This window comes from Alistipes sp. CAG:268, from assembly GCA_000434235.1.
GTDB classification, from domain to species: Bacteria; Bacteroidota; Bacteroidia; order Bacteroidales; family Rikenellaceae; genus Alistipes; species Alistipes avistercoris.
On sequence record FR891980.1, the window covers coordinates 22962 to 48906 of the forward strand.

The 25945-nt window shown below is 61.2% G+C and carries 28 protein-coding genes, 1 pseudogene and 1 riboswitch; of the genes and pseudogenes, 20 read left to right on the top strand and 9 right to left on the bottom strand.

Features of this window, described 5'->3' with window-relative positions; all coding sequences use genetic code 11:
* From QZL63_RS02830 to QZL63_RS02850, 5 genes are all read left to right on the top strand, one after another.
* Window positions 1–665, top strand: a 665-nt coding sequence (locus QZL63_RS02830) for a SusD/RagB family nutrient-binding outer membrane lipoprotein (RefSeq protein WP_290585790.1), incomplete at its 5' end; no start/stop codon positions are given.
* Between the two features lie 11 nt (window positions 666–676).
* A complete protein-coding gene (locus tag QZL63_RS02835) occupies window positions 677–1588 on the top strand; it encodes a glycoside hydrolase family 18 (protein WP_022307820.1) in 912 nt (303 codons plus the stop codon).
* Window positions 1589–1596: 8 nt separating this feature from the next.
* A complete protein-coding gene (locus tag QZL63_RS02840) occupies window positions 1597–2991 on the top strand; it encodes a DUF1735 and LamG domain-containing protein (protein WP_022307821.1) in 1395 nt (464 codons plus the stop codon).
* Window positions 2992–2993: 2 nt separating this feature from the next.
* The gene (locus tag QZL63_RS02845) at window positions 2994–4592 is read left to right on the top strand and encodes a BT_3987 domain-containing protein (RefSeq protein WP_022307822.1); all 1599 of its coding nucleotides are present in this window, start codon (window positions 2994–2996) and stop codon (window positions 4590–4592) included.
* A gap of 86 nt (window positions 4593–4678) precedes the next feature.
* Entirely contained in the window at window positions 4679–5671 is a 993-nt protein-coding gene (locus QZL63_RS02850) for a glycosyl hydrolase family 18 protein (RefSeq protein WP_290585798.1), read from the top strand.
* Between the two features lie 629 nt (window positions 5672–6300).
* Here QZL63_RS02850 and QZL63_RS02855 read toward each other — a convergent pair.
* Together QZL63_RS02855 and QZL63_RS02860 are read right to left on the bottom strand one after the other, a co-directional pair.
* Window positions 6301–6840: a flavodoxin gene (locus tag QZL63_RS02855; protein WP_418684166.1), complete on the bottom strand. Its 540-nt coding sequence runs from the start codon at window positions 6838–6840 to the stop codon at window positions 6301–6303.
* Window positions 6841–6901: 61 nt separating this feature from the next.
* Entirely contained in the window at window positions 6902–7924 is a 1023-nt protein-coding gene (locus tag QZL63_RS02860; protein ID WP_290585819.1) for an alpha/beta hydrolase, read from the bottom strand.
* Between the two features lie 457 nt (window positions 7925–8381).
* Here QZL63_RS02860 and QZL63_RS02865 point away from each other — a divergent pair, with 457 nt between their 5' ends.
* From QZL63_RS02865 to thiD, 10 genes are all read left to right on the top strand, one after another.
* Window positions 8382–8750: a hypothetical protein gene (locus tag QZL63_RS02865; RefSeq protein WP_022307826.1), complete on the top strand. Its 369-nt coding sequence runs from the start codon at window positions 8382–8384 to the stop codon at window positions 8748–8750.
* A gap of 180 nt (window positions 8751–8930) precedes the next feature.
* Window positions 8931–9034, top strand: a riboswitch (TPP riboswitch).
* A 46-nt stretch (window positions 9035–9080) separates the two neighbouring features.
* Complete coding sequence (gene thiS, locus QZL63_RS02870; RefSeq protein WP_022307827.1) at window positions 9081–9281, top strand: sulfur carrier protein ThiS; 201 nt, start codon at window positions 9081–9083, stop codon at window positions 9279–9281.
* Window positions 9278–9871 carry a thiamine phosphate synthase gene (locus tag QZL63_RS02875; RefSeq protein ID WP_022307828.1) on the top strand — a complete coding sequence of 198 codons (594 nt, stop codon included), beginning with the start codon at window positions 9278–9280 and terminating at the stop codon, window positions 9869–9871. The genes thiS and QZL63_RS02875 overlap by 4 nt, the downstream gene beginning before the upstream one ends.
* A 15-nt stretch (window positions 9872–9886) precedes the next feature.
* Window positions 9887–10513 carry a thiamine phosphate synthase gene (locus QZL63_RS02880; RefSeq protein WP_022307829.1) on the top strand — a complete coding sequence of 209 codons (627 nt, stop codon included), beginning with the start codon at window positions 9887–9889 and terminating at the stop codon, window positions 10511–10513.
* Window positions 10510–11277 carry a thiazole synthase gene (locus QZL63_RS02885; RefSeq protein WP_022307830.1) on the top strand — a complete coding sequence of 256 codons (768 nt, stop codon included), beginning with the start codon at window positions 10510–10512 and terminating at the stop codon, window positions 11275–11277. Before QZL63_RS02880 ends, QZL63_RS02885 begins: the two co-directional genes overlap by 4 nt.
* A 13-nt stretch (window positions 11278–11290) precedes the next feature.
* On the top strand, window positions 11291–12400 hold the full coding sequence (gene thiH / locus QZL63_RS02890) for a 2-iminoacetate synthase ThiH (protein ID WP_022307831.1): 1110 nt from the start codon (window positions 11291–11293) through the stop codon (window positions 12398–12400).
* A 5-nt stretch (window positions 12401–12405) separates the two neighbouring features.
* Window positions 12406–13104 carry a HesA/MoeB/ThiF family protein gene (locus QZL63_RS02895; RefSeq protein ID WP_022307832.1) on the top strand — a complete coding sequence of 233 codons (699 nt, stop codon included), beginning with the start codon at window positions 12406–12408 and terminating at the stop codon, window positions 13102–13104.
* Between the two features lie 25 nt (window positions 13105–13129).
* Complete coding sequence (locus tag QZL63_RS02900) at window positions 13130–13840, top strand: class I SAM-dependent DNA methyltransferase (RefSeq protein ID WP_022307833.1); 711 nt, start codon at window positions 13130–13132, stop codon at window positions 13838–13840.
* On the top strand, window positions 13837–14487 hold the full coding sequence (locus QZL63_RS02905; protein WP_022307834.1) for a TenA family protein: 651 nt from the start codon (window positions 13837–13839) through the stop codon (window positions 14485–14487). Before QZL63_RS02900 ends, QZL63_RS02905 begins: the two co-directional genes overlap by 4 nt.
* Entirely contained in the window at window positions 14484–15305 is an 822-nt protein-coding gene (thiD, locus tag QZL63_RS02910; protein WP_022307835.1) for a bifunctional hydroxymethylpyrimidine kinase/phosphomethylpyrimidine kinase, read from the top strand. The genes QZL63_RS02905 and thiD overlap by 4 nt, the downstream gene beginning before the upstream one ends.
* A gap of 231 nt (window positions 15306–15536) precedes the next feature.
* Here thiD and nqrF read toward each other — a convergent pair whose 3' ends face one another.
* Genes nqrF through QZL63_RS02940 form a run of 6 tightly spaced genes read right to left on the bottom strand, consistent with a single transcriptional unit; the run spans window position 15537 to window position 21487 of the window.
* Entirely contained in the window at window positions 15537–16799 is a 1263-nt protein-coding gene (gene nqrF / locus QZL63_RS02915) for an NADH:ubiquinone reductase (Na(+)-transporting) subunit F (protein ID WP_022307836.1), read from the bottom strand.
* A 22-nt stretch (window positions 16800–16821) separates the two neighbouring features.
* Entirely contained in the window at window positions 16822–17430 is a 609-nt protein-coding gene (gene nqrE, locus QZL63_RS02920; protein ID WP_022307837.1) for an NADH:ubiquinone reductase (Na(+)-transporting) subunit E, read from the bottom strand.
* Between the two features lie 11 nt (window positions 17431–17441).
* Entirely contained in the window at window positions 17442–18098 is a 657-nt protein-coding gene (locus tag QZL63_RS02925) for an NADH:ubiquinone reductase (Na(+)-transporting) subunit D (RefSeq protein WP_022307838.1), read from the bottom strand.
* The gene (locus QZL63_RS02930; protein WP_022307839.1) at window positions 18091–18990 is read right to left on the bottom strand and encodes a Na(+)-translocating NADH:ubiquinone reductase subunit C; all 900 of its coding nucleotides are present in this window, start codon (window positions 18988–18990) and stop codon (window positions 18091–18093) included. The genes QZL63_RS02925 and QZL63_RS02930 overlap by 8 nt, the downstream gene beginning before the upstream one ends.
* An 11-nt stretch (window positions 18991–19001) precedes the next feature.
* The gene (gene nqrB / locus QZL63_RS02935; protein WP_290585824.1) at window positions 19002–20111 is read right to left on the bottom strand and encodes an NADH:ubiquinone reductase (Na(+)-transporting) subunit B; all 1110 of its coding nucleotides are present in this window, start codon (window positions 20109–20111) and stop codon (window positions 19002–19004) included.
* A gap of 20 nt (window positions 20112–20131) precedes the next feature.
* On the bottom strand, window positions 20132–21487 hold the full coding sequence (locus tag QZL63_RS02940) for a Na(+)-translocating NADH-quinone reductase subunit A (protein WP_022307841.1): 1356 nt from the start codon (window positions 21485–21487) through the stop codon (window positions 20132–20134).
* Between the two features lie 261 nt (window positions 21488–21748).
* Between QZL63_RS02940 and QZL63_RS02945 the strand changes: the two genes are divergently transcribed.
* Together QZL63_RS02945 and QZL63_RS02950 are read left to right on the top strand one after the other, a co-directional pair.
* Window positions 21749–22405: a TatD family hydrolase gene (locus QZL63_RS02945; RefSeq protein ID WP_022307842.1), complete on the top strand. Its 657-nt coding sequence runs from the start codon at window positions 21749–21751 to the stop codon at window positions 22403–22405.
* The gene (locus QZL63_RS02950; RefSeq protein ID WP_022307843.1) at window positions 22405–23130 is read left to right on the top strand and encodes a tRNA threonylcarbamoyladenosine dehydratase; all 726 of its coding nucleotides are present in this window, start codon (window positions 22405–22407) and stop codon (window positions 23128–23130) included. The genes QZL63_RS02945 and QZL63_RS02950 overlap by 1 nt, the downstream gene beginning before the upstream one ends.
* A gap of 13 nt (window positions 23131–23143) precedes the next feature.
* On the opposite strand, the gene def is transcribed toward QZL63_RS02950, so the two are convergent.
* Window positions 23144–23755, bottom strand: a complete 612-nt coding sequence (gene def, locus QZL63_RS02955; RefSeq protein ID WP_022307844.1) for a peptide deformylase — start codon at window positions 23753–23755, stop codon at window positions 23144–23146.
* A 157-nt stretch (window positions 23756–23912) separates the two neighbouring features.
* Between def and QZL63_RS02960 the strand changes: the two genes are divergently transcribed.
* From QZL63_RS02960 to QZL63_RS02970, 3 genes and pseudogenes are all read left to right on the top strand, one after another.
* Window positions 23913–24854 (top strand): NAD(P)-dependent oxidoreductase, encoded by a 942-nt coding sequence (locus tag QZL63_RS02960; protein ID WP_022307845.1) that lies wholly within the window; start codon window positions 23913–23915, stop codon window positions 24852–24854.
* Window positions 24851–25378 (top strand): annotated as a pseudogene (locus tag QZL63_RS02965) (prolyl-tRNA synthetase associated domain-containing protein). Before QZL63_RS02960 ends, QZL63_RS02965 begins: the two are co-directional and overlap by 4 nt.
* 73 nt (window positions 25379–25451) lie before the next feature.
* Complete coding sequence (locus QZL63_RS02970) at window positions 25452–25904, top strand: hypothetical protein (RefSeq protein ID WP_022307848.1); 453 nt, start codon at window positions 25452–25454, stop codon at window positions 25902–25904.
* Window positions 25905–25945: the final 41 nt, after the last annotated feature.

The following is a 25945-nucleotide window of genomic DNA, read 5'->3' on the forward strand; positions in this document are numbered from 1 at the left end:
GCAGCGCCAGCGACGTGCCGGGCAAATCGACGGCCATGGCCAAGTATTCGAACATGATCGTCGAATCGACGACCCCCTACCTGTGGTTCAACGCCGCGGAGGCCACGTTCCTGCGCGCCGAATACGAACTGCGCTGGGGATCCGAAGAGACGGCGAGGACGCTCTACGAGCAGGCCGTTCAGCTGTCGTTCGAGGAGCGCGGCGCTTCGGGGGCGGAGGCCTACCTGGCGGACGCCAGCAAAAAGCCGGCGCCCTATACCGACCCGTTGGGCAACTACAGCGCATCGGCCCGCAGCGAAATTACCGTTCCGTGGGAGACGGCATCGGACGCCGGCGATGCGGAAGCCGTATGGGAGCGCAATCTCGAGCGGATCATCACGCAGAAGTGGATCGCCATCTTCCCGCTGGGCGTGGAGGCGTGGTCCGAACACCGCCGCACGGGCTACCCGAAGCTGTTGCCCGTTCCCACCGACAAGTCGGGAGGATCGGTCAATGTGGAACAGGGCGCACGCCGTCTGCCCTACCCCGTCGAGGAGTACCAGCAGAACAACACCAACCTCCAGACCGCAATCCAGACGCTCGACGCGGAGCAGCAGAACGGCGACCGCACGGGCGACGTCATGGGTACCCGCGTATGGTGGGATTGCAAACCGTATAACAAGTAATTGTCATGAACATGAAACCGAAACTGACGATACGTCTCCTGCTGTTGGGCGTTGCGGCCGCAGCCCTCACGGCATGCAGCGACTGGACGGAGATGGAGACCGTGGAGAATCAAGTAAACAAGCCGTGGGAACAGGACCCCGAACTCTGGGCCGAATATACCGCGGCACTGAGAGCCTACAAGCAGTCCGAGCACTTTATCGTTTACGCCCGGCTGCACAACTCGCCCGAGAAGTCCTCGAGCGAACAGGATTTCATGCGCTGCCTTCCCGATTCGCTCGACATCGTGACGCTCACGAACGCCGACAACTTCTCGGAGTTCGATGCGGAAGACATGGCCGTGATGCATGAAAAGGGGACCCGGGTGCTCTATCAGATCGACTACGCCGCACGGAAGTCCGAGTTTGCCGACCCCCAGGCGCTCGACGCCTATCTGGAGCGGGTTATTGCCGCCGTAGCGGCCAACGGCATGAATGGATACTCGTTCACGACCGACCCGCTGGCTGCGGAAGCCACGGCCCGGATTGTCGAAAAACTTTCGGCGGCAAAATCCGAAGGACAGATCATCGTCTTCGAAGGCAGCCCGCTGTCGCTGGCCGCCGACGACCGGGCCAGGATCGACTACATCGCACTCGACACCGAGAAGATCGAAAATGTCCAGGAGGTGAAACTGCAGATCCTGAACGCCACGGGATATGCCGGCATTGCACCCGAAAAGCTGCTGCTTTCGGCCGAAATCAGCGCCCCCCTGTTCGACGAGGAGCGCACGGAGTTTGCGGCCGTCGAAGAGATGGCGCGCCGCGTCGTCGAGTTCGGCCCGGTGGGCGGTCTGGCTGCATACAACATCTCCGAAGACTACTACCATGCGGAGATGAACTACCAGACCATCCGCACGGCGATCCAGACGTTGAATCCCGCTAAATAACGAACGCCATGAAAGAATACGGAAAATATCTGATTACGGCCGTCGCCGCCGTCGCAGCCCTGTCAGCCTGCGACAACTACGATGCCGACGACCGGAAATTCGACAATGTCGTCTACCTCGACGTCGCCGAAACGGACGAAGTCCGGCTCACGACCTTCAGCAACAACCTCCCGACCTACGAATGCACGATGCAGGCCATGCTGACCTATCCCGCCGGACAGGACGTCACGGTATCGCTCTCGGTCGATCCGTCGCTTGTCGGCACCTACAATGCCCGCTACGGAACCGACTGGCCGATGCTCGACGCCCAATACTACGAGTTGTCGGCCGACAATGTCACGATTCCCGCCGGGAAGAGCTCTTCCGCCATCGTGACCCTCCAGCTCAAGGACCTCATGGTCGTGACCCTGCAGCTCAAGGAGCTCATGGGCCAGGGAGAGGAGCAGTCCGGCGCCCTTCCCATCGACCAGACCTATCTGGTTCCCGTGCGCATCAGCCACGCTTCGATGGATGTGCTCGCCGGCTCGGATGTGGCCTATTTTGTCGTGAAGCGCTCGTCGGCCATCACCGTCGCGGCGCAGCTTACCGACAACTGGATCGAGTTCCCGACCCTTGACAAGTACGGCGAGAACAGCAAGGCCTGGAACGGCCTTACGGCCATGACCTACGAGGCACTGATCTACATCGACGACTTCGCCACAAGCAACGCTTCGGGCAATCCGGTGAACATCTCCTCGATCATGGGCGTCGAGCAATACCTGCTGCTGCGTATCGGCGATACGAATTTCGAGCGCCAGCAGCTGCAGTTCGACGGCTCGGGCAACGGCTCGCAGTTTGGCAAGATTCCGGGGCGCGATGCGACGAAGAATCTCGAGAAGGGCCGCTGGTACCACGTGGCCTGCACCTACGACCAGGCAACGCGCACGGCGCGCATCTACGTCGATGGGCAGATCCAGAGCGAGGCTACCGGCGTCGGCATTTCGGCGCAGAGCCAGAAGACCCAGATCAACCTGGCCATGCGGGCCCTTTACGATCTGTGGAATACGGCTCCCGACGACCAGAAGCCGCAGTATGAGACCGACGACACGGGCTACAACAAACTGGGTGAAGCCTACCAGTTCTTCCTCGGCCGTTCGTACGACGACTACCGTCCGCTGAACGGCAAGATCGCCGAAGCCCGCGTGTGGTCCGTAGCGCGTACCCCCGAACAGATCTGGGAGAACATGTATGAGATCAAGGACCCGCAGGACGACCCGACACTTCTGGGCTACTGGAAATGCAACGAAGCCTCGGGCAACACGGTCAAGGACTATTCGATGTATCACAACGACGGAGTGGCCAAATACGATATCATCTGGCCGCAGGGCATCGAGATTCCGAAACTTAACGAAAACAACGAGTGACTATGAAAACGATATTCAACATACAGAATGGGATGGTGACGCTTCTCTGCACGGCGGTATTCGCGGGCCTTACGGCCTGCGATGCCGACACCGTGGAACGCGAAGGCGGCAAACTGCCCGACAGGGAACCGCTCGAAACCACATACGGAATGTTGCGGAGCAGCAGTGCGGCGGACAGAACGATAGATGTGCTATTAACCGAAGGCGGCAATGGTTTTGTTGTAAGAAATTTTTATTTCCAACAGACAAAGCCTGCTTCCGACAAGCTATCGATTGATGCATGGGTCAATGCGGCACTTTTGGACAGTTATACTCCCAACGACGAAATTGAACGGGAGTTGCTGCCGGAAGCCAATTACGAATTTCTTGATGGTAACACAATGGACCTCTCACCGGAGACTCAATGTTCAGCATTGAAGCGTATCAGGTTTACAGCGACAGGACTTGCTGCCGGAGAATACATATTACCGCTCACTGTTGCTGAAAAAGATTCTCCCGATGACAGCAAGACTCTGTACTATAATGTTACGGTCCGCCAACCATATACCGATGAATATGCGCTGCACGATGGCCATGACCTGTTTTTCGTGTTTTATATCAACACGAACGACTATCAGCCCTTATTGGCGCAAGATTATATCATGCGTAAAAAACTGGCCCGAGGGACAACTGTAGCCTGGTACGATGCCGTAGGGAATATCATCAATTTGCGAACCGTAGTTCTTGATTATGATGCAGCTACAGGCCGTGCACTGTTAAACCTTGGAAATGACATGCGCTATGTTCTTGATCATACTGTAAAATACATCCGTCCACTACAGGAACACGGCAGCAAAGTATGCATCAGTCTGGAAGGTGGAGGTTCCGGGCTTGGATTCTGTAATCTCACGGACGAGCAGATTGCCGATTTTGTAGCACAGGTCAAGGCCGTGATCGAGAACTATGAACTTGACGGCATCAACCTTTGGGACCGCAATGCCGGTTACGGAAAAGAGGGAATGCCAGCTGTCAATACCACCTCATATCCCAAACTGATCAAAGCAATGCGTGAATCACTCGGCTCGGAAAAATTGCTGACACTGACCGTATACGAAGAACCTACCGAAAGTTTTTGGGATACGGAGGCCACGGGAGGTATTGCGGTTGGAGACTACCTTGATTATGCATGGTCCGGATATAACAGCAACAGTGAAGCCCCGCAATTGCTTGATCCGTGGAACGATGGATTGGAATACATTTCCTCCTATACTCAGAAGCCAATTGCCAACATGCCCAAGGAGCGATACGGATGTATTAATTTCCCCATTTATCCTGCCAATTCAATTGAATTGGAGACGGCGTGTGAATTCCTCATTGACTGGGTTCCGAACTATAAGTCCAACAACATTATTGTTTTCGATGATTTGCGTACTAATTTACAAGACAATTATGAAACAGTTTGGGATGTGCAGTTCGCGTTGTGTTGCACTTATATGGATGCAGAGAATCGCTACATACTTGGCAGTAGAAGCGGGTATAGTTATACATTTGATAACTATAGATTAGGCCTATTGCCTAATGGCATAGGCGGATACGGTAAATGGAAAAAGGATTGGCAATAAAATCGGTCGATTCTGCATATTCAAATTTTTCAGCTCTCAAACAAGAGCAACAAACAACATTTATTCATTACTAACCTGTGTTGAATATGAAAAAGTCTTTTAAACTCATGGTTGCCTTCGTAATGGGCGCCAGCATGTTGTTCTCGTGCCAGCAGGCCGATGAACCGATGATTGACAAAGGTCAGGAATCGGCTCTTAAAACGCGAGCTTATGGAGATAAGACTCCGACGGTCACGATCTATGTCGAGACCAACGACGTAAACCCGCTTAATGCAGGAGACTACAAACTTCCCGACGGAACGCCTTATGCAGACATTGTGGAACTTTTTGCCTCGAATATCCACAAGCGGACGGTAAACGGCGTGGTAGAGCCGACGCTCTATCTGAACGACAAGATGACCAACCTGTTGGAAAACGATGGTTATCTGACCTATGTAAAGCCGCTTCAGGATATGGGCATCAAGGTGTTGCTGACCGTATTGGGTGACTGGCAGGGAATCGGTGTCGCCAACATGAACGACACGCAGACCACACAGTTTGCCAAGATACTGGCCTACGCCGTGGAGAAATACGGTCTGGACGGTATCGGATTCGACGATGAGTATGCAAACTATCCATCGACCAATTCAACCTCCTTCAGCCAAATCATTATCAAACTCCGCGAGTTGATGCCGGCAGACAAGCTCATCACGGTATTCCAATGGGGCTATTACAACACTATTAACGCTCAGGCAGGAGCCTTGATTGACCATGCATATGCAAACTTTGGTTACAGCACCAACATCGGTATTTCCGGCGTAACCAAGGATCATTTTGCTCCATTGTCAATCAATCTGGGCTCTATCGGCAGTGTAACAGTTTATGGTGATTATGCCTATGAATTAGCTGAAGCCGGTTATGGTTCAATCATGCACTTCAACTTGCGTACCAGGAATGACTCCGATCCGTTAAACCTGTTCAAGGCCATTGCTGACGGTGCATGGGGAGAGACCAACGTTACCTGCACGAACGGTAATCGTCCCCAGGACTGGACCTTCGTATCGTCCGGCTATGAAATCAATATGGATGAGGTAGAATAACCTCTGACAGAATATGTTTGAACAGACCGATTCAGGAAGGTTATCTGCCTGTAAGCTATAACCGGTTCCGGCCCGTACATCCTTCGGGGTGTGCGGGTTTTTTATGCCATGGCCTCGTCGGACGGTAAAAATGGCTGCCGGATGTATATCGACCGATCAGGGATCGGCTATCTGCCTGTAAGCTATCTGAATACCGGCAGCCAGTAACGGATGCGCAAACAAGCAATATTATCGCACCAAAGATACATTTTTTTGAGGAATAATACAAAAAGGCGCAAGAGTTATCTTTTTGGTTTTGGCGGTTTGGCATCGGATTCGACAACAAGCCCTCCTCCGTCGGACCGGATATCCGCACGGCATCCGACCACCAGTTTGTCGGCCTTGCGGTGTTCGGGCCGGCACTCGTCGGTGTAGCCATAGTCGAGCCGCAGCACGATTCTCTTCCTCGAGACGCTGCTGCGGCTCTGCAACTGAAACGGGAGTTTCAGCTCCTCACGGCCGCTGAAGGCGGTTACCCGGCAACTCCGTTCAGCGGCATAATCTGCGGACACATCCCGGCCCGCATCCAGCCCCTTCCGCCGCGGAGCCGGGCTGCTGCGGAGGTCCCGGCGGAAGGGTGGCAAACCGGATTACTCGATCGCCTGACGGGCCCACTTGCCGGCCTGTCCCGCACCGCCGTTGAACAGCCGTCCCTCGCGCCACGAGATCTTCGGATAGAGCGACCGGAGTTCCCTTGCGCTGTTGGTTATCGGGCTGCTGCCCGAAGTAGCGAACGGAATCACGGTCTTGCCCGCAAAGTCGTACTGTTCGAGGAACGTATTGACCGCCCGAGGACAGAGGTCCCACCAGATCGGATAACCGAGGAACACCACGTCGTAACGTCCTGCGTCGAGCGGTTTCCCGGCCAGTTCGGGTCGCGCACCCTCGTCGCGCATCTCCACGGAGCTGCGGCTGCGGTTGTTTCTCCAGTCGAGGTCCGCAGGCGTATAGGCCTTGGCGGGTGTGATTCGGTAAAGGTCTCCGCCGGTCTCCGAGGCAATGGCCTGGGCCACCCGCTCCGTGGTTCCGGTACAGGAGAAATAGGCGACAAGGACGTTCTTGTCCGAAAGTCCGGTGCGCTCCGGCGCCTGTTGAGCCGCCGCACCGAGATTCAAACCAACAATTCCCATAAGCATCATCATTGTACGTTTCATGTTCGATATTTTTTTGTGTGCAGTGTCTTATGCGGCATCACTCGGCTGCCGGGCCGTCGAACACCTTGCGGAAGAAGCGTTCGATGCGGTCGAACGGAATCACCTCCAGGTTGTCATACAGATCGACGTGGCAAGCCCCGGGGATGATCTGCAGCTCCTTGTTGTCGCCACGGAGCAATTTGAAGGCGTCCTCGCTGAAGTAGCGCGAATGGGCCTCCGCCCCGTGGATCATCAGCACGGCGCTGCGGATCTCACCGGCACAGGAGAGAATCGGCATGTTGATGAACGCGAGCGAATTGGTCCGGTTGAGCCCGTCGTTCGAGTTGGGTGAGCGGCGGTGGTACCCGCGCGCGGTCTTGTAGTAGTCGTGATACTGGCGGACGAAGAGCGGAGCGTCGTCGGGCAGCGGGTCCACCACCCCGCCGTCGCGTGCATAATCCCCGGCGCGGTAGTCGCGCGTGCGCTGCTCGTTGAGCTGCACGCGCAGCCGGTAGCGCTCCTCGTCGGACATCGAGTCGAAGTAGCCGCGGGCATTCACCCGGCTCATGTCGTACATCGTCGAGGTCACCGTAGCGCGGATGCGGGGGTCGTTGGCCGCGGCATTGAGGGCGAAGCCGCCCCAGCCGCAGATGCCGACGATGCCGATGCGCTCCGGATCGACGTCGTCGCGCATGAGCAGGCAATCGACCGCGGCACTGAAGTCGTCGGTGCTGATCTCGGGCGAGGTGAGGCAGCGCGGTTCGCCGCCGCTCTCGCCGCAGAACGACGGGTCGAAGGCCAGCGTCAGGAATCCCCGTTCGGCAAGCGTCTGGGCATAGAGACCCGACACCTGCTCCTTCACGGCGCCGTAGGGGCCGCAGACAGCGATGGCGGCCAGGCGGCCGGTCGCTCCCCGGGGTTTGTAGAGGTCGGCCGCCAGCGTGATGCCGTAGCGGTTGTGGAAGGTGATTTTCGTGTGCAGGACCTTGTCGCTTTGCGGGAAGGTCTTGTCCCATTCGGCAGTCAGTTGCAGAGTCTCCATATCGGTATGTTTTACGTGTTTCTGTCGCTCACGGGGCATGCCCGCGGTCGTTGCCGCTGCGGTCAGGAGCAGCATGAGCATGCAGGTTGTCGTTCTCATTCGTGTATGCTTCGGTTTTCCGTTTCGTCCGGCTCTCGGGTATTTCCCTCTGAACCCGATACAAAGGTAGGGCGTTTTTCCGCTCCGGATATGATCCGGATTACGGATCGTTCTACCATTTTTACCTTTTGCCCGCATCGGGCCCGCCGGAGCCGTTCCTGCTGCATCAACACCCATCCGCCGGGCGGGACGGGTGTGGTGCGCATCCACAACTGTGTGGAATATATACGCATCCGCTCCGCATCACGGCATTTTGGCACGACACCACATGTGGCTTATAATCCGAAAGTTACACTCCTCTTGCCGTTTTGGCCGGCAAATTGACCTTTTCCGAAGCAGAACAACTCATGAGTTCAAGCAGAAAAAACTGGTGTCTAACCATTAAAATGTTGGTGTTATGAAAAGGTTATTTTTTGTGGCGGCCATGCTCGTAGCTTCGGGCACCGCCGTGTGGGCAGGGAACAACATGTCGTCGCAGGCGACGGTAGTCGCGGCGCAGGACGCCGATTTCAAACCGATCGATGTAAAGGAGCTCCCCGGAGCCGTGGCGATGTCCGTCGAGAAATACTACCCCGAGGCCGAGATCAAAGAGGCTGCAGTGAAGGAAGACGAGAGCGGCACGAAGACCTATCGGGTCGTGCTGCGCCAACAGGAGGGAACGGAGATGACAGTCCTCTTCTCGGCCGAAGGAGTAGTGCTTCCCGATGAGGCTCCGGCCGCAGAGCCGGAACCGGCAGCATTGCCCGACGACTGTCCGATGGACTAAACTCCTCCCCGACCGGAGGTCGGATCCCGACACACCGTTCGGACGACGCCGCAGTTTCCATCCCCCGGAAGCTGCGGCGTCACTGTGTGCCGGCCCCGCCCGACAAAAAACGCCGGCCGGAGAAGGAAGAAATAGCCGCCGGGTGCATATCCGAACGTTTTTTTTCTTATTTTTGCCGTAAAGATACAAGAGGGGTGCCTTTCCGACTGCGAGAAACGGCTGAGATCATACCCTATGAACTTGATGCGGTCAATACCGCCGAAAGGACTTGTTCATAGACCGTAACGGTTTCCCGCCGGGAGCATTCCTCCGCATAACTACGGTAATCGCATGGAAGTAATTGTCAATCGCACGCCGGTCGTCGCACGCGACGGCGCAACGCTTTCGGAGTTGCTCGCCGCACTCGGGACCCCCGCCGACGGAGTCGCCGTCGCCGTGAACAACCGGGTCGTTCCCCGCAGCGAATGGGCCTCCGCCACACTGCACGAGGCCGACAAGGTCACCATCATCCGGGCCGTCTGCGGAGGATGATGCGGATCGTCGTCATCACCCCGCCGCACGCCGTGCCCCGTGAGGCCGCGACGATCCGGCTGCTGCTCGACGCAGGCATCGACCGGGTCCACATCCGCAAGCCGGAGGCTTCTCGGGAGGAGCTGTGTGCGCTCCTCGAAGCGATCTCCGAGCCATTGCGGCCGAGGCTGTCGCTCCACGACGGGCATTGCCTTGCTACACGGTACGGCATCGGGGGCGTGCACCTGAACGCCCGGAATCCCCTTCCGCCCGAGGGCTTCCGGGGCGTCGTCAGCCGCTCGTGCCACTCGCTCGACGAGCTGGCGGCCGACACCACCTGCGGCTACCGCTTCCTCAGCCCGATCTTCGACAGCATCTCGAAAAACGGCTACCGCGCGGCCTTCACTGCGGAAGAGCTCCGCACGGCCGCAGCCCGGGGGCTGCTTGGCGACCGGACGCTGGCCCTGGGCGGCATCACGCCCGACCGCCTTGCGGCCGTGCGCGACTACGGATTCGGCGGCGCGGCCCTGCAGGGTTCGATCTGGCAGCAGCCCTCACCCGAAGCGCTGCACCGGACCATCGACAAAATCATTGCATTCAAAAACTTATAACGATCCCCTGAAGCCATGCTGCAATTCATCACACACCATACCGACCGCCGCGACGAAATCGACGGCACGCGGGCCGTGCTCGAAGGAGGCTGCCGCTGGGTGCAGCTCCGCATGAAGGAGGCCGCGGACGACGAGTTCCTGCGCACAGGCCGTGAGGTGGGCCGACTGTGCCGCGCATACGGCGCGACGTTCCTGCTCGACGACCGCGTGCATCTGGTTGCCGAACTCGGGGCCGACGGCGTCCACCTCGGCAAGAACGACATGCCGCCCCGCGAGGCCCGCGCCCTGCTGGGGTCCGGGAAGATCATCGGCGCCACGGCCAACACCTTCGACGACATCGTCCGTGCGGCCGCGGAGGGTGCCGACTACATCGGCCTCGGCCCCTTCCGCTTCACCGAGACCAAACGGAACCTGAGCCCGATCCTCGGGCTCGAGGGCTACCGCCGCATCGCCGCACAGTGCCGCGAGTGCGGCATCGCGCTTCCGGTCGTGGCCATCGGCGGCATCACGGCCGGCGACATCGACGCCCTGCTCGCCACGGGCATCGCGGGCATCGCCCTCTCGGGGACGCTGCTCCGCGCCGACGACCCGGCGGCCGAAACCCGCAAAATCATCGAAATCCTCAAAAAATACAAACCATGAAGGAATTGACAATCGGCGGACGGACCTTCCGTTCGCGTCTTTTCGTAGGCACGGGTAAATTCAGCTCCAACGACCTGATGGCCCGTGCGATCGCCGCCTCGGGCACCGAAATGGTCACCGTGGCGATGAAACGCATCGACATGGAGAACCCCGAGGACGACATGCTCGCGCATGTCCGCCGCCCCGAGATCCAGCTGCTGCCCAACACCTCCGGGGTGCGCAATGCCGAGGAGGCCGTACTGGCCGCCCAGCTGGCCCGCGAGGCCTTCGGCACGAACTTCATCAAGCTCGAAATCCACCCCGACCCGAAGTACCTGCTGCCCGATCCCGTCGAGACGCTTCGCGCCACCGAGGAGCTCGCCAGACTGGGCTTCGTCGTGCTGCCTTACATCCAGGCCGACCCCGTGCTGTGCAAGCGGCTCGAGGAGGCCGGCGCCGCCACGGTCATGCCCCTCGCGGCACCGATCGGCACGAACAAGGGGCTCGTAACGCGCGACCTGCTGGAGATCATCATCGAGCAGAGCAACGTCCCGGTGGTGGTCGATGCCGGACTGGGCGCCCCGTCGCACGCCGCCGCAGCCATGGAGCTGGGCGCCGACGCCGTGCTGGTCAATACGGCGATCGCCGTGGCCGGCGATCCGGTGCGGATGGCCGAGGCCTTCGCCCGTGCCGTCGTCGCCGGACGCGAGGCCTTCGAAGCCGGGCTCGGGGCACAGGCCCGGTGTGCCGAAGCCAGCAGCCCGCTCACCTCGTTCCTCGACTAAACGCACGAAGATCATGTTTTCGGAAGAACTGGCACAATACGACTGGGAGGAGACATCGCGGCGCATCGCGTCGAAACGCCCGGCCGATGTCGAGGCGGCGCTCGGCAAGGAGCACCCGACCCTCGACGACTTCATGGCGCTCGTGTCGCCGGCCGCCGCGGCCTACCTCGAACCGATGGCCCGCCTGAGCCGCAGGTACACGCAGGAGCGCTTCGGCAAAACCATCTCGATGTACATCCCGATGTACATCACCAACTCGTGCACCAACTCGTGCGTCTACTGCGGATTCAACCGCCACAACGCCATCCCGCGCGTGATTCTCACCCCGGAGCAGATCGAGGCCGAATGCCGCGCCATCCGCGAGCTCGGTCCCTTCGAGAACCTGCTGCTCGTGACGGGCGAGAACCCCCGGGCCGCCGGTGTGGACTACATCGAGCAGGCGCTGCGCATCTGCCGTCCGTGGTTCAACAACCTCACCATCGAGGTGATGCCCCTTGCGGCCGAGGAGTACGAGCGGCTCACGCACGCCGGACTCAACGGCGTGGTCTGCTTCCAGGAGACCTACAACCGCAAGAACTACAACATCTACCACCCGGCGGGCATGAAATCGAAGTTCGAGTGGCGCGTGAACGGCTTCGACCGCATGGGACAGGCCGGCGTGCACAAGATCGGCATGGGCGTGCTGATCGGCCTCGAGGAGTGGCGTACCGACGTCACGATGATGGCCCTGCACCTGCAATACCTGCGCCGGCACTACTGGAAGACCCGTTACAGCGTCAATTTCCCGCGCATGCGTCCCTCGGAGGGCCATTTCCAGCCCAACGTGGTGATGAGCGACCGCGAACTGGCACAGCTCACGTTCGCCTTCCGCATCTTCGACCACGACGTGGACATTTCGTTCTCGACGCGCGAGAGCGCCTCGTTCCGCAACCACATGGCCACGCTCGGCGTCACGTCGATGAGTGCCGGCTCGAAGACCGACCCGGGCGGGTACGTCACCTACCCGCAGTCGCTCGAGCAGTTCGCCGTGAGCGACGAACGCACCCCCGCGGAGGTCGAGGCCGACATCCGCCGTGCGGGCTACGAGGTGGTGTGGAAGGACTGGGACAAGATCTTCGACTGACGGCCATGTACGACGCACGCTACGCACGCCAGACGATGCTCCCCGAGATCGGGACCGAAGGACAGCGGCGGCTCGCCGGGGCCTCGGTGCTGATCGTCGGGCTGGGCGGTCTGGGCTCGGCCGCCGCCCCGTGCCTGACGGGCGCGGGGGTGGGCCGCATCGGACTGGCCGATCCCGACGTCGTCTCGGAGAGCAACCTCCAGCGGCAGACGCTCTACACCGAGCAGGACGTGGGGCGGCCCAAAACGCAGGCGGCCGCCGAACGGCTCGCCGCCCTCTCGTCGCACACGCGCTTCGAGTGCTTCCCGGAGGGGCTGACCGCAGCCAATGCCCGGGAGCTGGCCGCGGCTTTCGACCTGGTGGTGGACTGCTGCGACAACTTCACGACGCGCTACCTGATCGACGATGCCTGCGCGGCGTGCGGGCGGCCGTGGGTCTACGGCTCGATCGGGGCCTTCCACGGGCAGGTCGGCGTCTTCAACCACCTGCGGGGGCGCCGCTATGCGGATCTCTACCCCGACCGCGAGGCGCTCTGCCGGCGTCCGCAGACCGTGGCAGGCGTCATCGGCGCCGTCCCGGCCGTTATCGGGGCCCTCGAGGCCTCGGAGGCGCTGAAACTGCTCGCCGGATTCGGCGAGCCGCTCGACGGAAGGCTCTTCACTATCGATCTCAGGAGCCTCGAAACGGACATTATCGAACTTTAAACTCCTCAATACGAAAAAAACAGACATGGGAAAAGGATTTGACGAATACGCATCGGCCTACGATGCCTGGTTCCTCGACAACCGCAACGTCCTCTATTCGGAGGTCAATCTGGTCGCCGCGACGCTCCGGGATGCCGGCCGCGTGCTCTCGGTCGGCTGCGGCAGCGGCCTCTTCGAGTCGATACTCCGCAAGGAGTACGGCATCACCGTAACCGACGGCATCGAGCCCTCGGTGGGCATGGCCGAGATCGCCCGCAAGCGGGGCATGAACGTGACCATCGCCACGGCCGAGGAGGCCGACTTCGGGCACGGCGACTACGACACGCTGCTCTTCAACGGCACGCCGAGCTACATCGGCGACCTCGCCTCGGTCGTCCGCAAGGCCTACGACGCCCTGCCCGACGGCGGGCGGATCATCCTGATCGACGTTCCGAAGGAGAGCTCCTACGGCATCATGTACAACCTGGCCCTGGCACTCGGCACGTGGGACCACCCGCTGCTCGAAGGCGTCTACCCGCCCAACCCCTACCCGATCGAGTTCGTCAAGGTCGCCGCATGGCGCACGACGGCCGAGAAGGTCGCCCTGCTCGAGGCCGCCGGCTTCGGCGACCTCACCTTCGCACAGACGCTCACCTCCCACCCGCTCTGCTCGAACGACGAGGAGGAGCAACCCGTCGAGGGATACGGCAAGGGCGATTACGTGGCCGTCACGGCCCGCAAATGCGTGAAGCCATGAGCCGCTGGAGCGACCGGGCCTGGGAGGCCGCCGCGCCGACCTTCCGCCGCATCCTCGAACACCCGTTCGTCCATGAGCTCACGGCCGGGACCCTCCCGGCGGAGAAGTTCCGCTTCTACATCCGCCAGGACGCCCTCTACCTCGACGGCTATGCCCGGCGGCTGGCCCACATAGCCGCCCGCCTTCCCCGCAAGGAGCAGACGGAGACCTTCCTGCACTTCGCCCTCGAGGGGATCGAGGTCGAGCGGGCCCTGCATGCACAGTTCCTCGACGGCGGCCATCCGTCGCCCGAGGAGATCAGCCCCGCATGCCTGCTCTACACCTCGGTGCTCGACGCCCAGGCCACGGCACCGGTCGAGGTCGAGGCGGCGGCCGTGCTGCCTTGTTTTGTGGTCTACCAGCGTGTGGGCGAGGAGATCCTGCACCGCACCCGTCTGGAAGGACACCCCTACGCAGCCTGGATCTCGACCTATGCCGATCCGGGATTTGCCGAGGCGGCCGGACGCGCCGCAGCGGTCTGCGACGAGTTGGCCGAGGCAGCCGGCGACGAAATCCGCCGCCACATGACCGACCTCTTCGTGCGCTGCACGAAGATGGAGTGGCTGTTCTGGGACAGCGCCTGGAATCTCGAAAAATGGAACATATGAACACGGAAAAGAAAACCTACAAACGCGCCCTGACCATCGCCGGAAGCGATCCGAGCGGCGGTGCAGGCATCCAGGCCGACCTGAAGACCTTCTCGGCCTGCGGCTGCTTCGGCACGTCGGCCATCGTGGCCGTCGTGGACGAGAACACGGTGGGCGTCACGGGGGTCCACCCAGTCCCGGTCGAGTTCGTCGTCGGTCAGATCCGCTCGGTACTCGACGACATCGGGGCCGATGCCGTGAAGGTCGGCATGCTGCACTCCTCGGAGTTGATCCGGGCCGTGCGGCAGACGCTCGGGCAGTATGCCATCCGCAACGTGGTGCTCGACCCGGTGATGGTCGCCACGTCGGGCGATCCGCTCCTGCAGCAGGAGGCCATCGCCACCCTGCGCGACGAACTTGTCCCCCACGTGCGCATCATCACGCCGAACATCCCCGAGGCCGAGCTGCTGCTCGGCCGCCCGATCGCCTCGCAGGAGGAGCTGCCCGAAGCCGCCCGCGAACTCTCGCGCAACGGCCGTGTCTCGGTCTTCCTCAAGGCCGGGCACCTGCACGACCGCGAGCTGGTCGATATCTTCTACAACGCCGAGGAGGACCACATCCTCGAACTGCGCTCCGAGCGGCTCGACACGCCGAACACCCACGGCACGGGCTGCACCCTCTCGTCGGCACTGGCAGCCTTCCTGGCCCACGGCTGTTCGCTCGACGAGGCGGCCCGCAGGGCGAAGGAGTACATCGCCTCGGCCATCGCCGCAGGTGCGGCCTACCGCATCGGCCACGGCCACGGTCCCGTACACCACTTCTTCCGGTTCTGGGAATAGGTCCCCGGACCGAAAAGAGGGCAAAAGGCGGCGCAACCATCCGGTGTTGCGCCGCCTTTCTTGTACGCTGTGGCCGTCGGGGCCGAATGCAGAAACGACCGGCAGCGGCGACGCTCCGGGACGGCCCAAACCGTCGAGCCCGCAGCCTCCCGACAAAAAACGTCCCGGACAGATTCACTGTCCGGGACGCTGCATGTATCGGGATCCCAGGATCCCGCTCCGGGCAGCCGATCAGCTGCCGAAGTTGTCGTAGAGGATGTTCTCGGGCGGCACGCCGAGCGAGTCGAGCATCTTCACCACCGAAGCGATCATCATCGGAGGTCCGCACATGAGGTAGATACATCCTTCGGGCTCCTCGTGGTTCTTCAGGTAGTTCTCGTAGAGCACGTTGTGCACGAAGCCTACCTTGTAGTCCACGCCTGCGGCATCGGCCTCGGGATCGGGACGGTCGAGTGCGAGGTGGAACTTGAAGTTGGGGAAATCCTTCTCGATCTGGTGGAAGTCGTCGAGGTAGGGAGCCTCCTTCAGTGCGCGGGCACCGTACCAGAACGATACGGGACGCTTCGTCTTCTCGGTCTTGAACAGGTGCATGATGTGGCTGCGCATCGGGGCCATGCCGGCGCCGCCGCCGATGAAGATCAGCTCCTGCGTGTCGGGCAGGTTGTCCGGCAGGAAGAACTCGCCGTAAGGGCCCGAGATGGTCACCTTGTCGCCCGGCTTGCGCGAGAAGATGTACGACGAGCAGATGCCCGGGTTCACCTTCATGAACGAGCCCGTGGCCCGGTCGAACGGCGGCGTGGCGATACGGATGTTGAGCATGATGATGTTGCCCTCGGCCGGGTGGTTGGCCATCGAGTAGGCGCGGAACGTCGGCTCGGGGTTCGTGGTCACCAGATCCCACATCTTCATCTTGTCCCAGTCGGCGCGGTAGCGCTCATCGACATCCATGTCCGAGAACTTGATGGCATCGTACTTCGGGATGTCGATCTGGATGTACCCGCCGCTGCGGAACTTGAGGTGCTCGCCCTCGGGGAGCTTCACGACGAACTCCTTGAGGAAGGTCGAGATGTTGCGGTTCGAGACCACGGTGCACTCCCATTTCTTGACGCCCAGCACGGCTTCGGGAACATGGATCTTGAGGTTCTCCTTCACCTTGACCTGGCAGCCCAGACGCCAGTGGTCCTTGGCCATCTTGCGCGAGATGAAACCGGTCTCGGTCGGCAGGATGTCGCCGCCGCCCTCCAGCACCTGGCACTTACACATGCCGCACGAGCCGCCACCGCCGCAGGCCGACGGAAGGAAGACCTTGTTGTTGGCGAGCGTGGCGAGCAGCGTCGAACCGCTCTCGGTCCGAATGACCTTTTCGCCGTTGTTGATGTCGATCGTCACTTCACCCGAGGAGGTCAGCTTGGCCTTCGCATAGAGAAGCAGTGCGACCAGCACCAGCGTGATCACCAGAAAAGCTGCGATCGCAATTAAAATCGTTGTAGTCATTTTCCGAATCTCTTTTTAAAGGTTAGAACTGAATGCCCGAGAAGATCATGAAGGCGATACCCATCAGACCCGTGATGATGAAGGCGATACCGGGGCCCTTCAGTGCTGCGGGGATGTGCGAATAGGTCGTCTTCTCGCGGATCGCGGCCATCATGACAATGGCCAGCCACCAGCCCAGACCCGAGCCCAGACCGTAGACGATCGTCTGCCAGAGCGACGTGAGCTCGCCGCCATCGACCTTCTGCTGCATGAAGAGTGAGCCGCCCATGATGGCGCAGTTCACGGCGATCAGCGGCAGGAAGATACCCAGCTGGCTGTAGAGCGTCGGCGAGAACTTCTCGACGATCATCTCCACGAGCTGCACGAATGCCGCGATCGTGGCGATGAAGACGATGAAGGTCAGGAAGCTCAGATCGACTCCCTCGACCAGCGCGCCGGCCTTGAGCACATATTCATACAAGAGGTAGTTCAGGGGCACGGTCATGACCATCACGAACGTAACGGCGGCACCGAGACCCAGGGCCGTCTTCACGCTCTTCGACACGGCGATGTAGGAGCACATGCCGAAGAAGAAGGCGAAGACCATGTTGTCGATGAAGATCGACCGGATAAATATATTCAAAGATTCCATACGCTATCCTCCTATTTTTCCTGTAAGTCCTTGTTGCGCGAGCGGTGTACCCAGATGATGCAGCCCACGATGATCAGCGCCATCGGCGGGAAGAGCATCATGCCGCAGTTCGAATAGAAACCGCCCTCGGCCATGTACCAGCTTTCGGGGATGATGCGGAAGCCCAGCAGGCTGCCCGAGCCGAACAGCTCGCGGAAGAAGGCCACGATCACCAGGATCAGGCCGTAGCCCAGACCGTTGCCGATACCGTCGAGGAACGAGGCCCAGGGCTTGTTGGCCAGGGCGAAGGCCTCGACGCGGCCCATGACGATACAGTTGGTGATGATCAGACCGACGTAGACCGAGAGCTGTTTGGAGATCTCATAGACGAAGGCCTTGAGCACCTGATCGACGAGGATTACCAGCGCGGCGATCACCACGAGCTGGACGATGATGCGGATACGCGCCGGCACGCCGTTGCGGATCAGCGACATCACGAGGTTCGAAAAGGCCGTGACGACCGTCACGGAGAGTGCCATGACGATGGCCGGCTTGAGCTGCACGGTGACGGCCAGAGCCGAGCAGATGCCGAGGATCTGCACGATGACCGGGTTGTTCGCCGAGAACGGGCCGGTCAGATACTTCATGTTCTTGGCCGAAAACAAAGGCTCTTTTTCGTTCTTACTCATTGTTTTCTACATTTTCATCGTTAGACACTTCAGCCTCGGCCGTCGCAGCGGGCTGCGCCCCGGCCGCACGCTTTGCCTCGAGCAGGGGCAGGTAGTTGCGGAGGCTGTTCTCGAGCATGGCCGTCACACCGTCGGAGGTCTTCGTACCGCCCGAGATGGCGTCCACCTCGTGGTTCGGGTCCTTGGCGCCGCCCTTGCGGAGCTTCACGGAGACGAACTCGTCGCCCTCGAAGATCTGCTTGCCGATGAAGTGCGACTGGAACTTCGAGGTGGCGATCTCGGCACCCAGACCCGGGGTCTCACCCTTGTGGGCCATGATGATGCCGGCCATCGTGTTCATGTCCTTCTCGAGGGCCACATAGCCCCAGACCGGACCCCAGAGGCCCATGCCCGTCACGGGAATCACCACGCGGCCGTCCTTGGCCTCGAAGAGGGGGAACTTGCCGGCCTCGTAGGCGCCCGGCAGGTCGTTGAGCAGCGCGAAGACGTTCTCGCCCTCGATGCGGTTGCCCTCCTTGTCCACGACGTAGGCGTCGATCACCTCGTCGTACTTGACGCTCTTGATGAGCTCCTCGGCCGGAACGCCCTGTTTGACAGCGTCACCGGCATAGAGCGACAGCAGGATCGACTGCTTCTTCTCGTTGAGTTCGTTCTCGGCCTGCCGCTTCTGGAGTCCGAGTGCGGCCAGCGCCAGCAGCGTCGCAACAATGACGACCATCACCGTCGAATAGATGACGATGTAGGCGTTGCTGTTGGTATCGAATCCCTTCCTGGCGGCCTTCTGCTCCGTGAACTCCGACGCGGCAACGCCGCAAACGGGGCAGGTATCCGGTGCGGAGGCACCCTCGTGGATGTATCCGCAGACATTGCATTTGAATTGTTTCTTTGCCATATCTATCTCCCCTATTTTGCGGTTTTAACACGTTTCTTGCGACGCGAGATGTTCGCCTCGACCACGTAGTAGTCCACCAGCGGAGCCAGCGCGTTCATGAAGAGGATCGACAGCATCATGCCCTCGGGATAGGCCGGGTTCACGACGCGGATCATCACGGCCAGCGCACCGGTGAGGAATCCCACGATGTACTTGCCCTTGTTGGTCTGGGCCGAGGTCACGGGGTCCGTGGCCATGAAGACGGCACCGAAGGCGAAGCCGCCGACGATTAGGTGCCACCAGGCCGGGTACTCCGTCACGCCGAGCGCCTGGAAGAGGTAGCCCATGGCCAGGCCGCCGACGAATACCGAGACCATCGTCCGCCACGAGGCGATGCCCGTGAAGAGGAGGATGGCGGCGCCGATGAGGATGGCGAGCGTCGAGGTCTCGCCGAACGAACCGGGGATGAAGCCCAGGAAGGCGTCCAGCGGCGAGAAGGTCATCGTGCCGGTGGTCGAGAGCTGCTCGAGCGCCGTGGCACCGGTGATGCCGTCCACCTGCGCACCCATCATCGTCCAGTTGGAGTACCATACGGTCTCACCCGACATCGAGGGGGTGTAGGCGAAGAAGGCGAAGGCACGCGCCAGCAGCGCGGGGTTGAAGACGTTCATGCCCGTACCGCCGAAGACCTCCTTGCCGAAGACTACGGCGAAGGCCGTCGAGAGGGCCACCATCCACAGGGGCGTCGATACGGGGAAGATCATCGGGATCAGCAGACCCGTCACGAGGAAACCCTCGTTCACCTCGTGGCCGCGGGCCTGGGCGAAGGCGAACTCGATGCCCAGACCGACGATGTACGAGACGCACACCATCGGCAGCACGCGCACCAGACCGTAGAAGAAGGCCTGGAAGCCCTCGAGGCCCACCTGCAGACCCGTGTTGAAGCAGCCGAACAGGAACGCCGGGATCAGCGCCAGCACGACGACGATCATCGTACGCTTCATGTCGTTGCAGTCGCGGATGTGTGCGCCGCGGGTCGTGGTCGTGTTCGGGACGAAGAGGAACGTCTCGAATGCGTCGAAGGTCGATTCGAGGAAGCCCAGCTTGCCTCCCTTGGAGAAGGTGGGCTTGATTTTGTCCATGAATTTACGCAGTCCCATCGTTATGCCTCCTTAATCATTAAGTTAATACCGTCGCGGATGATCTGCTGGATCTCGATCTTCGAAGGATCGACGAACTCGCAGAGGGCGAAATCCTCCTCCGTGACCTCGTAGATGCCGAGGTTCTCCATCTTGTCGATGTCGCCCGCCAGGCAGGCCTTGAGCAGGTACATCGGGTAGATGTCCATCGGCAGATACTGTTCGTAGAGTCCCGTAACGACGAACGGACGCTCGCCGCCGTTGAGATTCGTGTCGAGGTCGTACTCCTTTTTGGGGCAGAGCCACGAGAAGTAGGCGCGCGACACGGAGAACTTCTTCAGACGGGGCATGGCCCATCCGAGCAGTTCGTATTTGTCGCCTTCGGGGATGGCCGTCAGCTGGTTGGCATAGAATCCCACGAAGCCGTCGAGTGCGGTTTTCGTACCGGTGAGGACGTTACCCGAAATGAAGCGGATGCTGTCGCCCTCCTTTTGGGCCTTGACGTTGCCCTTGACCACCGAATCGACGCGGGCCCCGGCGATGATGCGCACGTAGGCCGGCTTCTCGATCTCGGAGCCGGTGACGGCCACCGTCTTGTGCATGTCCACACGGCCCTCGTTCACCAGACGGCCGATGATGGCCAGGTCCTGGATATTGACCGTCCAGACGATGTCGCCCTTGTTGATCGGATCGACGTGGTGGATCTGCACGCCGACGTTGCCCACGGGGTGCTTGCCGGCGAACGTGTGCAGCTCGACACCCTGCAGCTCGGGCATGCGGCCCTCGGCCTTGGCGCGCACCGAGAGGTGCACCTTGCCCGGCGTGAGCCGGCGCATCAGTTCGATGCCGGCCTGCAGGTTCCGCTGCTCGTCGCGGAGGACGAAGTTGTAGTCCGGAGCGAGCGGCGCGGAGTCGAAGGCGGAGATGAAGACGGCCTTTGGCGTGTCGTTCGGGTCGGCGATGATGCCGTAGGGTCGCTGCACGATCATCGGCCAGAGGCCCGAACGCAGCAGCAGTTCGACGATCTGCTCGCGCGAAGCCTTCTTCAGGTCGGGCTTCTCGAACTCCTCGTAGCGCTGAACGGCGTCGGGGGTCACCGTCACGGAGAGCACCTTGCGCTTCTCTCCGCGGTTGATGGCGGCCACCTTGCCGCTGACGGGCGACGTGAAGAGGACGCGCTCGTTGTACTTGTTGAAGAACAACGGCGTTCCGGCCTTCACCTCATCTCCCACCTTAACCAGCAGCTTGGGCGTCACACCCTCGAAATCGAGGGGCGAGAGGGCATACTCCGGAGACAGAGGCGCTTCGGTCAGCGTCTCCTGGGGCTTGCCCGCCAGATTGATGTCTAAACCCTTGCGTAATGTAATGATTTTCGACATGGTTAAAGAATTTGATTGTTATGTTTGGATTTTTAGGGTTTCGCCTTTTTTGTGTTGTTAGCGTACTAACACCTTAAATCGCGTGCGAAAGTACGAAATTTTTCCCGAAAAATCCCATTTCCAGGGCCATTATTTCCGCCCGACAGACAAAATGACAAAAACGAAACCCGGCATCCTGCGAAGCGAAATATGCCGACCGTCGGAGCGGGACGTGATGAAGCGGTTTCCGATGTCGGAGAAAATTCCTACATTTGCCGTGTCATGGCCGACTATGTCAATATCCACACCCACCGTCCGACGGGGCGCTACACGGAACTCCGCACGGCGGGCATCCACCCGTGGGAGGCGGCACGCGAACTGGCTGCAGTGCGCTCCGAGGGGCTTGCAGGGCGGCTCGGCGAGGCTCTTGCCGGAGCTCAGGCCCTCGGTGAGACGGGGCTCGACTTCGCCTGCTCCACCGACCGTGAGGCGCAGACGGAGCTGCTGCGCGCCCACCTGCGGCTGGCCCGCGAACGGGGCCTTGCGGTGGTGCTGCACTGCGTGCGGGCCTTCGAACCGCTGATGAACGAATTGAAAGCCTGCCCGCCCCCGGCGGCCATCTTCCACGGCTTCATCGGCTCGCCCGAGCAGGTGCGGCGGGCCGTCGGCAGCGGCTGGTACCTCTCCTTCGGCATGCGTACCTTCGCTTCGCCGCGGAGCCTCGAAGCGCTGCGCACGACGCCACACGAACGGCTCTTCTTCGAGACGGACGACGACCCTGCGGAGATCGGAAGCGTCTACGCCGCAGCCGCCGCAGTGCTTGGCTGCCGCGTCAGCGAACTGCAACAGGCGACGGAGGCCAACTACCGGAGGCTCTTCACCCCACGGGCGACAACGGGCACAGAGACATGCGATGAGTTAAAGAAAAACACGAGATAATGAACGACAACTGGCTGGAAAGAACCGAATTGCTGCTTGGCAAAGAGAAACTTTCACAAATCCGCGACGCCCACGTTCTGGTCGTCGGTCTGGGCGGCGTGGGCGCCTATGCCGCCGAGATGATCGCCCGTGCGGGCGTAGGCCGCATGACGGTGGCCGATGCCGACACGGTGAACCCGACGAACATCAACCGCCAGCTGGTGGCGCTCCACTCGACCGTCGGGCGGCAGAAGGCCGAGGTGCTGGCCGAACGGCTGCGGGACATCAACCCCGCGATCGGACTCACGGTGGTCAATCGCTACATCAAGGACGAGGAGACCTACACGCTGCTCGATGCCGCGCGTTACGACTATGTGGTGGACGCCATCGACACCCTCTCGCCGAAACTGGCGCTGATCGCCGCCTCGCTCGAACGGGGCTATCCGCTGGTCAGCTCGATGGGGGCCGGGGCCAAGACCGACCCCACGAAGCTGGAGATCGCCGACATCTCGAAGACCCACCACTGCCCGCTGGCCCACATGCTCCGCAAGCGGCTGCACAAGATCGGTATCCGCAGCGGCTTCCGGGCCGTCTTCTCGCCCGAACCGATGCGCGAGGGGGCGATGATCCTCTGCGAGGAGCAGAACAAGAAGTCGAACGTCGGGACGATCTCCTACATCCCGCCGCTGTTCGGCATCGGCTGCGCCTCGGTGGTGATCCGGGGGCTGATCGGCGAACTCGACTGACCGCCGCAACCCGTCAGGGACGCTCCGCGGCCATGCGGTCGATGAAGAGGATGCCGTCCAAGTGATCCACCTCGTGCTGGAAGATGACGGCCGTATAGCCCCGTATGACCTCCCTGCGGCGGATGAAGCGGCTGTCGCGGTAGCGGATCTCGATCTGCTGCGGCCGCGCCACATCGCCGTAGCGGTCCGGAACCGAAAGGCACCCCTCCGGGCCGGGAACCGCAGGCCCCGTACGCCGCACGATCTCGGGATTGACATAGACGCCGAACGGCTCGCCCGGCAGGTCGAAGCGCTGTACGGCGATGACCCGCAGCCCGATGCCGACCTGCGGGGCGGCGATACCCACCCCTTCGTTCTGCGGGTTGCGGACCGTGGTCAGCAAACCCTCGCACAGGCGGCCGAACTCCTCGGCGGCATACATCCGGGCGGTCACCGGCTCGGCGCGCCGGCGCAGGAAGAGCGAATCGCTGCGGTCGGCAATGCTCCACACGCGCAGCAGGCCGCCGTCCGCGTTGTCGAGCGTCTGCCGCCAGGAGGCCTCGAACGCCGGGCGGGCGCATCCCGCCGAGACCAGAGCCGCGGCAAAGGCGGTCCACAGGCGGATGGGAAGGGTCGGAAATTTCATCTGTGCAAAACGGTTTCTCGGGACAAATATACGAAAAACGGGCGACCGAAGGCGAAAAGCCGCTATCTTTGCCCTGCGTGGAGCGGCTGCGGCGTGTCCGGGCCCTGCCGCCAAAAAGTATTCAAGAAGCATTCAAGAAACACAAAGAACCATTCCGATGAAACCGAACATCGTATTTCTCGACCAGTACAGCCTCGGGGAGGCCGACCTTTCGTCGATCCGTGCGCTGGGGAACTATACGGGCTACGAAACCACACGGCGCGAAGAGATCGTCGCCCGTGCGGCCGACGCCGACATCGTCATCACCAACAAGGTGCCGTTCGACCGTGCCACGCTCGAACGCCTGCCCCGCCTGCGGCTGATCTGCGTGGCTGCCACGGGGATGAACCACATCGACCTGGCCGCCGCGGCCGAACAGGGCGTCGCCGTGAAGAACGCCGTGGGTTACTCGACCCATTCGGTCACGGAGACGACCATCGGCGCCGCCATCGCACTGCTGCGCCAGAGCGTCTACTACGACCGCTACGTGAAGGAGCACTACGCCGGAGCCGAACGGCAGTACCACTTCGGCCGCACGACCCACCAGCTCTACGGCTCGCACTGGGGCGTCATCGGGCTGGGCAACATCGGACGCAACGTGGCCCGTGTCGCCACGGCCCTGGGGTGCGAGGTGGCCTACACCTCCACGTCGGGCATCGAGCGGCAGGAGGAGTATCCCTGCATGCCGCTCGGCGAACTGCTCGCCTGGGCCGATATCGTGTCGGTCCACTGCCCGCTGAACGACCGCACGAAGGGGTTGATCGGCGCCGGCGAGCTGGCACGGATGAAGCCCTCGGCCCTGCTCATCAACGTGGCGCGCGGCGGGATCGTGGACGAAGCGGCCCTTGCGGCCGCACTCGATGCGGGACGCCTGGCGGGGGCCGCACTCGACGTCTTCGTGCACGAACCGCTCGAGAAGGGCAATCCCCTGCTCTCGGTGCGCGAGCCCGAACGGCTGCTGCTCTCGCCTCACAACGCCTGGTCGCCCGTTGAGGCCGTGGAGATCCTCGTGCGGTGCATCGCCGACAACATCCGCTCATTCAACGGCTGCGCACGATGAACGCCGAGACGACCCCGCCCGCGCTGACGCCCGACGAGCGACGTCAGCGCGTCTTCGAATGGCTTGACGCCCACAGCATCCGCTATACGTGGTACGAACATCCGGAGGCCCCGACCATAGAGATCGCCCGCCAATACTGGCGCAACGACGGTTCGAAGCACTGCAAGAACCTCTTCTTCCGCAACCACAAGGGCAACCGCCACTACCTGGTCTCGTTCGATGCCGAGCAGTCGCTGGCCATCCACGACCTCGAACACCGTCTGCACCAGGGCAAGCTGTCGTTTGCCTCCGAGCAGCGCATGGAGCGCTGGCTCGGGCTGCGGCCCGGGTAGGTATCGCCCTTCGGGCTGATCAACGACGCGGAGCACCACGTGCACCTGTTCCTCGACGCCCGGCTGCAGGAGTACCCATCGCTCTCGTTCCACCCCAACGACAACCGAGCCACGGTGGTCATCCCGCGCGAGGAGTTCCTGCGCTACCTCACGGAGGTGGGCAACAGCTATGAATTTCTCGAACTCTACTGAACAACGAGCCGTTTTTTTTCCTACCTTTGGATAAACCCAACGAATCGGAAAACCCTTAAAAACAAACCCGACCATGAAAAAACTCGTTCTCGCACTGCTCATGACCCTTTGCACCCTGGGTGCGCTTCGGGCCCAGTCCCTGCAATCGGACATCATGTCCTTCTTGCGCACCGAAGGATACGCCCCCTCCTACGACTCGGACGGCGACATCCAGTTCAAGAAGGAGGGATACCTCTACTACGTCATCGTCAAGGACATCGACGATGGATACTCCTACGTCGAGGTTCGCGTGCCGTTCGGCATTTCGGACATGTCGCTCAGCGAACTGCAGAACATTGCCACCGAGCTCAACACCGGAAAATTCCTCTGCAAATGCTCGGCATATCGCGATGACAGCGACGGAGACAATATCTTCCAGATCGGCATGGAGTTCGTCGCCTCCACCTCCTCGCAGGCCCGTTACCAGATGAAGCACGCCCTGCGGCTGATGCCCGTATGGATCAGCGCCTTCGAGGAGTATCTCTGACATCCGGGAGGAGTGCAGGCCGGGACCCGGCCCACGAAAAA

Bases quoted from the DNA above. Each gene is read 5' to 3' on its own strand.
- thiS (WP_022307827.1), top strand. From the start codon at position 9,081: ATGGAAGTAATTGTCAATCGCACGCCGGTCGTCGCACGCGACGGCGCA.
- QZL63_RS02855 (WP_418684166.1), bottom strand. From the start codon at position 6,840: ATGGGAATTGTTGGTTTGAATCTCGGTGCGGCGGCTCAACAGGCGCCG.
- QZL63_RS02840 (WP_022307821.1), top strand. From the start codon at position 1,597: ATGAAAGAATACGGAAAATATCTGATTACGGCCGTCGCCGCCGTCGCA.
- QZL63_RS02925 (WP_022307838.1), bottom strand. From the start codon at position 18,098: ATGAGTAAGAACGAAAAAGAGCCTTTGTTTTCGGCCAAGAACATGAAG.
- QZL63_RS02950 (WP_022307843.1), top strand. From the start codon at position 22,405: ATGAACGACAACTGGCTGGAAAGAACCGAATTGCTGCTTGGCAAAGAG.
- def (WP_022307844.1), bottom strand. From the start codon at position 23,755: ATGAAATTTCCGACCCTTCCCATCCGCCTGTGGACCGCCTTTGCCGCG.
- QZL63_RS02895 (WP_022307832.1), top strand. From the start codon at position 12,406: ATGTACGACGCACGCTACGCACGCCAGACGATGCTCCCCGAGATCGGG.
- QZL63_RS02835 (WP_022307820.1), top strand. From the start codon at position 677: ATGAAACCGAAACTGACGATACGTCTCCTGCTGTTGGGCGTTGCGGCC.
- nqrE (WP_022307837.1), bottom strand. From the start codon at position 17,430: ATGGAATCTTTGAATATATTTATCCGGTCGATCTTCATCGACAACATG.
- thiD (WP_022307835.1), top strand. From the start codon at position 14,484: ATGAACACGGAAAAGAAAACCTACAAACGCGCCCTGACCATCGCCGGA.
- QZL63_RS02845 (WP_022307822.1), top strand. From the start codon at position 2,994: ATGAAAACGATATTCAACATACAGAATGGGATGGTGACGCTTCTCTGC.
- thiH (WP_022307831.1), top strand. From the start codon at position 11,291: ATGTTTTCGGAAGAACTGGCACAATACGACTGGGAGGAGACATCGCGG.
- QZL63_RS02900 (WP_022307833.1), top strand. From the start codon at position 13,130: ATGGGAAAAGGATTTGACGAATACGCATCGGCCTACGATGCCTGGTTC.
- QZL63_RS02960 (WP_022307845.1), top strand. From the start codon at position 23,913: ATGAAACCGAACATCGTATTTCTCGACCAGTACAGCCTCGGGGAGGCC.
- nqrF (WP_022307836.1), bottom strand. From the start codon at position 16,799: ATGACTACAACGATTTTAATTGCGATCGCAGCTTTTCTGGTGATCACG.
- QZL63_RS02875 (WP_022307828.1), top strand. From the start codon at position 9,278: ATGATGCGGATCGTCGTCATCACCCCGCCGCACGCCGTGCCCCGTGAG.
- QZL63_RS02940 (WP_022307841.1), bottom strand. From the start codon at position 21,487: ATGTCGAAAATCATTACATTACGCAAGGGTTTAGACATCAATCTGGCG.
- QZL63_RS02865 (WP_022307826.1), top strand. From the start codon at position 8,382: ATGAAAAGGTTATTTTTTGTGGCGGCCATGCTCGTAGCTTCGGGCACC.
- QZL63_RS02850 (WP_290585798.1), top strand. From the start codon at position 4,679: ATGAAAAAGTCTTTTAAACTCATGGTTGCCTTCGTAATGGGCGCCAGC.
- nqrB (WP_290585824.1), bottom strand. From the start codon at position 20,111: ATGGACAAAATCAAGCCCACCTTCTCCAAGGGAGGCAAGCTGGGCTTC.
- QZL63_RS02905 (WP_022307834.1), top strand. From the start codon at position 13,837: ATGAGCCGCTGGAGCGACCGGGCCTGGGAGGCCGCCGCGCCGACCTTC.
- QZL63_RS02885 (WP_022307830.1), top strand. From the start codon at position 10,510: ATGAAGGAATTGACAATCGGCGGACGGACCTTCCGTTCGCGTCTTTTC.
- QZL63_RS02880 (WP_022307829.1), top strand. From the start codon at position 9,887: ATGCTGCAATTCATCACACACCATACCGACCGCCGCGACGAAATCGAC.
- QZL63_RS02930 (WP_022307839.1), bottom strand. From the start codon at position 18,990: ATGGCAAAGAAACAATTCAAATGCAATGTCTGCGGATACATCCACGAG.
- QZL63_RS02970 (WP_022307848.1), top strand. From the start codon at position 25,452: ATGAAAAAACTCGTTCTCGCACTGCTCATGACCCTTTGCACCCTGGGT.
- QZL63_RS02860 (WP_290585819.1), bottom strand. From the start codon at position 7,924: ATGCCCCGTGAGCGACAGAAACACGTAAAACATACCGATATGGAGACT.
- QZL63_RS02945 (WP_022307842.1), top strand. From the start codon at position 21,749: ATGGCCGACTATGTCAATATCCACACCCACCGTCCGACGGGGCGCTAC.